Here is a 6,917-nt window from a genome sequence, read left to right on the forward strand (position 1 = left end):
TGTAAACCTGCCTGGTGACCTCCAACGCACCACGCACCAACGGCTCAGCGTCCTCCTCGGTGATGTAGCCAGCGCCATGCGCCATCCAGAGCATCCGCAGGTCGCGGGCGGTGTCCCAGCCGACCGTGTCCGTGGGCAGCTGCGACGGAAGAGCGCGAACCGACTCCTCCAGCAGGAACGGGCCGGCGACCCGACGGACCTCGGCGGCGACCGCCTCGTCGGGAACCTCCGGGTCCACGGCTTCGCGGGTGGCGGCGATCAGCCCGTCGAGATGCTGGCCACGCTGCGGGACCGGCAGCTGCACCAGGTCGGTCAGCGCCGGTCGCAGAGCACGGTAGCCTGCGTCCCCGGCATAGGTCAGCAGCTCGTGGGCGGTATTCAGCGCTTCCTCCCGGTTGGTGACTTCCCAGGACCCGCTGAGCATCTGGCGGCAACGTCCCTCGTCTCCCCCGCCGATAAGCTTCTTCAGCCCCTTCTTCGGCTGAGGTGCAGGCCCTGGGCCGTCGATGATGCGGTCCGGTCCGAGCTCGTAGGGCAGGGACAAGGACCACCCGAGAGCGGTCTCCTACCCGAGTGGGTCACCGTCCAGGTGTGTCACGCTAACGCGCCTGGTTGAGGCTCACCGGGACATGCCCGGCCGCGTACACCGCGGCGAGTCGGTGCCCTGGTCCGTCCACCCGGGTACCCGTGTCGCCGGTGACCTGTGCCGCCAGTTCTTCGCGGGCCTTCGCCAGGACGCTGAGGAAGGCGAACTCCCGGACGGTGTCAGGGGACGGAACTCCTGGAGCGGTCCTCGTCGACCTCGCCGCGTCCAGAAGCTCCCCGTGGTCGGGGTCGAGGAGGGCGTCACAGGCGAGACGCCACTGCACCTGCGCACTGGAACCAGGGCGAGGTGGATCCGGTCGGTAGTTGATCAGGAAGGACTCCCAGTCGGCGGCGGTCAGCAACTCTTCGGCCCGATCCGGATCAACAGCCGCGAACCCGAAGAGTCCGGAAAGTTCGGAGGAAAAGGGCTCTCCGTTCGCCGCCCCCAGCACGGTCTGCGCCATGGCCGCCAGTTCCTCCCGGAGGCTGGTCCGCACCATCTGCATCGCGTCGTCGAGACCGGGAACAGCCCACCAGGTGCTGCGTTGAGCCAGCGGTCGGCCCTGGTGGACAGTGAACAACTCGAGCGGGGTGTCCGAGGTTTCCGCGGTCGTACGCGCGTCCCAGGGATCGTCGTCGACCTCGCATACCTCGGGGCGGCCGTAGGACATCACCAGGGCCGAACCAGCACCAGCCTGGCCGATGACCAAGGTCTGCTCCCCCAACGCCCACCGGTGATCGGAATCCTCGTTGGCCGCGATCAGCCTGGAGGTGCCGAAGACCTCCGTCTCGCCGACCCGGACTCCGTTACTCACCTGGAGCAGCTCTCGCAGCGCGAAGGGGAGGCCACCAGGGAGAAGTGCGTCCGCGACCTCGAGGTCCACCGTGTCCGCGGGGTCGTTCGTAACCAGTCCCTCGAGGCGGTGCAACGACTCGGGGTCGAATACCCCGTTATCCGCCATCACGCCAACCCCAACTCGTCGAGCAGTTCCAGGAACGCCGGGCCAACACCGGTGCGCCACAACGTATCCACCCGGGCATCGGCGCGCCCGGGTCCACCGTTGATCACCGAGACCTGCTTACCAGTCTTCTGTGCGTCCAGCACCAACCGGTATCCGCTCATCACAGCCAGCGACGATCCTGCGACCAGGACTGACGTGGCGTCCTGAACCATCTGTGCCGCCCGGTCATGGCGCTCACGCGGCACCGGCTCGCCGAAGTAGACGACATCCGGTTTCAGCAGGACCGAGCCGCAGTTCATGCAGCCGACCATCCGGAACTTCGCGACGTGTTCGTCGTCTAGTGTCACGTCACCGTCCGGATTGACCTGGGTGGGATCCAGGCGGACCTCTTCCAGGTAGCCGGGGTTGGCTGATTCCAGACGGGTATCGAAGGTCCGACGGTCCTCGGTGTGTCCGCATTCCAGGCAGATCACCCGGGCGAGGTCCCCGTGCAGTGTCAGCAGGTTCCGCGACCCTGCGGCGGCGTGGAGGCCGTCGACGTTCTGGGTGATGACTCCGCTGACAGCCCCGGCGGTCTCCAACTCGGCTATGGCGTAGTGCGCCGCATTGGGTCCGGCGGTCGCCATCTCCCGCCAGCCGACGAAGGATCGGGCCCAGTAACGGTGTGACGCGGCCGGATCATGCCGGAACTCCTGGTAGGTCATCGGACGATGCCGCCCCAGCGAGCCGGCCGGGCCACGGTAGTCGGGAATACCGGAATCAGTGGAGACCCCTGCTCCGGTGACCACCAGCGTGTTCCCGGCCCGCAGTTGATCGGCGACAGCGTGCAGGGCAACAGCCGGATCGGTGGGTGTGGCGGTCTCCTCGACGATACGGGCGATCGATCGGAGGGCGGAACGGTGTGCGAGCGCGACCGGGTCAGGGAGCATGCCCTCCACGATACCGGTGCGGCGTCAGTTCACCTCATGCATTCTCGTGCAACGGCAAGCGCACCCAGGGCGAATCTGGGTGGTTGAGGGCGATGGCAACCTGGTCGACATAGGCGATGCAGGACTCGTCCACCCGTCCGGTGGACAGCGCACGACCCACGACGATCCCGTCACCAACCTCTCGCCAGGAGGAGTAGATCGAACGGATGAGGTCGAGGGCGTCCAGGGCGAGGTCGTGACAGGCGACGGTGTCCTCGAACAGTCCCCCGCCATGTGCCAGCCACAGGATCCGCATCGCGACCGACACATCCCAGGCGATCGTGTCCACCGGAAGCACCGCTGGCAGGGCGTAGACCGCCTCATCCTGCAGGAACGGGATGACGAGGGCGTGCTTGTCGGTGTTGACACGCGACAGTGTCTCCCAGGAGTGCGTCAACGACCGGGTCTCCGGCGGGACGGACACCACCTCCTGGAGCAGTGGCCGAAGTGCACGGTAACCTGCGTTTCCGGTGCTGGCGAGGCGCAGGCGGTCCCAGGCGACCTCCAGTGCGGTGGCGGCATCCTTTACACCGTAGACACTGGCCAGCCGGTGGCGGTGGTCCTCCCCCCGGTCCACCGCGAAAATGCGACGGAACCCCTCATTCGGAGGCAGTGCAGGAGGGGGGCCGTCCACCACGCGGCGGTCGGTGAGGTCGTGTGGCAGAGACAGTGACCAGGCGCGCTGAAGAGACTGGTCAGAGGTGTTCAACCAAAGGAACTCCGGCCTTGAAGGTTGCGGGGCCACCTGGCGGATGCGGTCGTCGTACGTGGGGGCGGAGTAGTCTTCTGGAAGTGTCACAGTCCCGAGGTTAGCCCCGTAAAAAAACACTCGTCAGCACTAGCATGTCTGCTTTCCCCCATCAGGGGACACCCGATTAGTGCCCCCCGCCGAGGATTCCGTCAGTTGTCGAGGTAGAGCTTGCCGCGCCACACCGGTCGCAGCAGATTCTCCTTACTCAGCACCTTGTCCAGGGTCTTCTCGTCCAACAGCTCGCGCTCGAGGACCACCTCGCGCACCGACTTGCCCGTCCGTGCGCATTCCTTGCCGACCAGGTCACCGTTGTGGTGGCCGATCAGCGGGTTGAGGTAGGTGACGATACCGATGGAGTTGTCCACGTAGGCCCGGCACGCCTCCTCATTGGCGGTGATGTCCACGACGCACAGGGTGCGCAAAGTGGTGCAGGCCCGGGCGAGCAGACGGATCGACTCGAACAGTGACTGGGCGATGACCGGCTCCATCACGTTGAGCTGCAGCTGGCCGGCCTCCGCCGCCATCGAGATGGTGACGTCGTTGCCGAAGACCTTGAAGCAGATCTGGTTGACGACCTCCGGGATCACCGGGTTGACCTTCGCCGGCATGATCGACGAGCCTGCCTGGCGTTCCGGCAGGTTGATCTCGTTGAGGCCGGCGCGCGGACCGGACGACAGCAACCGCAGATCGTTGCAGATCTTCGACAGTTTCATCGCCACGCGCTTGACCACCGAACTGGCGTTGACGTAGGCACCCGTGTCGCTGGTAGCCTCCAACAGGTCGCGGGCACCGATGATCTCCAGCCCGGTGACCTCGCTGAGTGCGGCGACCACCTGGTGCTGGTAACCGGCCGGGGCGTTCACCCCGGTGCCGATCGCCGTACCGCCCAGGTTGACCTCCAGCATGAATGCCGCAGCCCGCGAGAGCTGCGCCTGCTCCTCGTCGAGGTTTCGGGCGAAGGCGGAGAACTCGTCACCGAGACTGACCGGAACGGCATCCTGCAACTGGGTGCGCCCCATGGTGATGATGTCGCGGAACTCCTCCCCCTTGCTCTCGAAAGCACGCTCCAGGGCAGACAGGTGCCGGATGAGTTCCTGGAAAGCAGTGTGGATGCCGAGCCGGAAACCCGTCGGGTAGGCGTCGTTCGTCGACTGGCTCATGTTGACGTCGTCATTGGGGTTGATGACGTCGTAACGGCCCTTCTCCTCCCCGAGGTACTCCAGGGCGAGGTTGGCGACCACCTCGTTGACGTTCATGTTCGTCGAGGTACCCGCACCACCCTGGTACACGTCGATCGGAAACTGGTCCATGCACCGGTGATGTTCCAGAATCTGGTCACAGGCCCAGACGATGGCCTCGGCCTTGTCATTGGGCAGGGTGTGCAACCGCTGGTTGGCGATGGCTGCGGCCTTCTTGACCTGCACCATGCCGCGAATGAACTCCGGCAGGTAGTTCAGCGTGGTCCGGGAGATCTGGAAGTTGTCCACGGCCCGCAGCGCGTGGATGCCGTAGTAGGCGTGCTCCGGGACCTCCATCGTGCCGAGAAGGTCCTCCTCGGTGCGGAAATGATCGGCCGCATGGGCCGTCAGCGAGTAGGTCTCGGCCGCAGTGACCAGGTCGGTCGACGACGTCACCGGCTTATTGTGCCGAATCTCAGGCGTGGTGCTGGCGGTAGGCTCAGGGGTCGCGGATTCAGTCACGTCAAAACCTTTCAGAGTCTGGTCTCAGATACGGGCGATCCTGATGTCGGTGGCCAGGATGGCTTCCGCTCCGAGGGCGGACAGTTTGTCCATCAGTGTATTTGCGTCACGACGGGGAACCATCGCACGTACTGCCACCCAGTTGTCCTGCGCCAGTGGCGATACCGTCGGGGCGGACAGGCCGGGTGTCACCGAGGCTACGCTGTCCAGCACATCGCGGGAGCAGTTGTAGTCCAGCATGACGTAGTTGCGGGCGTGCAGGATGCCCTCGATGCGCTTGAGCAGCACGCGCTGGCGGTCATCGATCTCGGCACCCTTCTGCCCCACAACCACCGCGGTGGAGGTGATCACCGGGTCGCCGAAGGGCTTCAGGCCCTGCTGGCGCAGGGTGCGTCCGGTGGAGACGACGTCGGCGATGGCGTCGGCGACACCCAGCCGGATCGAGATCTCGACGGCCCCGTCGAGGCGCACGACCTTGGCGTCGATGCCGCGGGTCTCCAGGTCCCGGCGCACCAGGTTCGGGTAGGACGTCGCGATCCGCTTGCCTTCGAGCTTCTCCACCGTCCACTCCTGGTCCGCAGGTGCGGCGTAGCGGAAGCTGGAGTCGCCGAAGCCGAGCTCCAGCAGTTCCTCGGTCTCTTCGCGGGTGTCCGCGGCCAGGTCCCGGCCGGTGATGCCCATGTCGAGGTGGCCACTGGCCACGTAGATGGCGATGTCCTTGGGACGCAGGAAGTAGAATTCGACGCCGTTCTCATGGTCGGCGATGGTCAGCGACTTGGAATCGCCGCGACCGGGGTAGCCGGCCTCGGCGAGGATGTCGGTGGCGGTCTCCGACAGCGACCCCTTGTTGGGGACGGCGACGCGCAGCAGTTCGTTGGGGTTACTCGAGGTGCTCATCAGCTTCGGTGGCCTTGTCGGTGCTAGAGGAACTTGTAGATGTCGTCCGGGGTCAGGCCGCGACCGACCATGACCACCTGCAGCCAGTACAGCAGCTGCGAGATTTCTTCCGAGAGCTCGTCGTCGGACTGGTACTCGGCGGCGAGCCAGACCTCACCGGCCTCCTCGACGATCTTCTTGCCCTGGAAATGCACCCCAGCGTCCAGGGCCTTGACGGTGCCGGAGCCCTCAGGGCGGTCCTTGGCGCGCTGGGACAGTTCCTCAAACAGGGAATCGAAGTTCTTCACGGCTCTCATTGTGTCATATCGGCGGCATCGTCGTCGCAGTGGCTTACCCCAGGGCCGCCCAGAAGCCATACAGCACTTCAAGGTCCAGTCCGTCGAGGTCGTCCCGACCGTCGGTACGCAGTTCGGCCACTGCTACCGCCCCGGACGGCACGACGGTCCCTGGTGCAGGCAACCCCACCACCCGGCAGCCCGCGGCAGCCGCTGCGGTCATACCGTTGGTGGAGTCCTCCAGCACCAGGCAGTCATCGGGGGCGACCCCGAGTCGTTCAGCCGCGGTCAGGTAGGCGGTGGGGTCAGGTTTGCCGACGGCGACCTCGTCGCCGCATACCGAACCCTGGAAGTGGGTGGCCCCGATGGTCTCCAGCGCCTGATCGGTCAGCGAGCGGAAAGTGTTCGTCACCACCATCATCGGCATCCCTGCAGCATTGCCCTGCGCCAGCAGTCCCGGTACGCCGGGGCGCATGTCGAGCTCCTCGGCAAAGAGCTCGGAGACCCTGGCGTAGAGCCAGGAGATCCAGCCTTCGACCTCAGCGTCGGTGGGGTCCAGACCGGCCCACGCGGCGCACAACCGGACGGTACCGTCCGCTGTCCCCCCGACGGTCTTCTCGCGCATCTCCGGGGTGAGTGGCCGTCCCATCGCCTCAGCCATCGCATACGTCGCCGTCCCCCACCGTGGTTCGGTGTCGACCAGTGTGCCGTCCATGTCCCAGAGAATCGCTTTCACAGGGACCATCATGCCCGCCGACAGCACCGTCCGCACCCGACGG

General features: G+C 65.9%; 8 protein-coding genes. All 8 read right to left on the minus strand.

Annotated elements, in window-relative coordinates; genetic code table 11:
- Window positions 1–544, minus strand: a 544-nt coding sequence (locus tag ACTXPP_RS13735; protein ID WP_443342633.1) for a DUF1266 domain-containing protein, incomplete at its 3' end; no start/stop codon positions are given.
- Between the two features lie 55 nt (window positions 545–599).
- Window positions 600–1,547, minus strand: coding sequence for an SMI1/KNR4 family protein (locus tag ACTXPP_RS13740; RefSeq protein WP_443342635.1), 948 nt, complete (start codon window positions 1,545–1,547; stop codon window positions 600–602).
- Window positions 1,547–2,476 carry a Sir2 family NAD-dependent protein deacetylase gene (locus ACTXPP_RS13745; RefSeq protein ID WP_443342637.1) on the minus strand — a complete coding sequence of 310 codons (930 nt, stop codon included), beginning with the start codon at window positions 2,474–2,476 and terminating at the stop codon, window positions 1,547–1,549. The genes ACTXPP_RS13740 and ACTXPP_RS13745 overlap by 1 nt, the downstream gene beginning before the upstream one ends.
- Before the next feature lie 34 nt (window positions 2,477–2,510).
- On the minus strand, window positions 2,511–3,314 hold the full coding sequence (locus tag ACTXPP_RS13750) for a DUF1266 domain-containing protein (protein WP_443342639.1): 804 nt from the start codon (window positions 3,312–3,314) through the stop codon (window positions 2,511–2,513).
- 101 nt (window positions 3,315–3,415) lie between these two features.
- A complete protein-coding gene (aspA, locus tag ACTXPP_RS13755; RefSeq protein ID WP_367618698.1) occupies window positions 3,416–4,900 on the minus strand; it encodes an aspartate ammonia-lyase in 1,485 nt (494 codons plus the stop codon).
- Between the two features lie 90 nt (window positions 4,901–4,990).
- Entirely contained in the window at window positions 4,991–5,836 is an 846-nt protein-coding gene (gene hisG, locus ACTXPP_RS13760; protein ID WP_301494685.1) for an ATP phosphoribosyltransferase, read from the minus strand.
- Window positions 5,837–5,886: 50 nt separating this feature from the next.
- Window positions 5,887–6,150 (minus strand): phosphoribosyl-ATP diphosphatase, encoded by a 264-nt coding sequence (locus tag ACTXPP_RS13765; RefSeq protein ID WP_301494665.1) that lies wholly within the window; start codon window positions 6,148–6,150, stop codon window positions 5,887–5,889.
- Window positions 6,151–6,193: 43 nt separating this feature from the next.
- The coding region (locus ACTXPP_RS13770; protein WP_443342641.1) for an HAD family hydrolase at window positions 6,194–6,917 on the minus strand (724 nt) is incomplete at its 5' end.

This window comes from Candidatus Corynebacterium faecigallinarum, from assembly GCF_052264515.1.
Taxonomy (GTDB): Bacteria; Actinomycetota; Actinomycetes; order Mycobacteriales; family Mycobacteriaceae; genus Corynebacterium; species Corynebacterium faecigallinarum.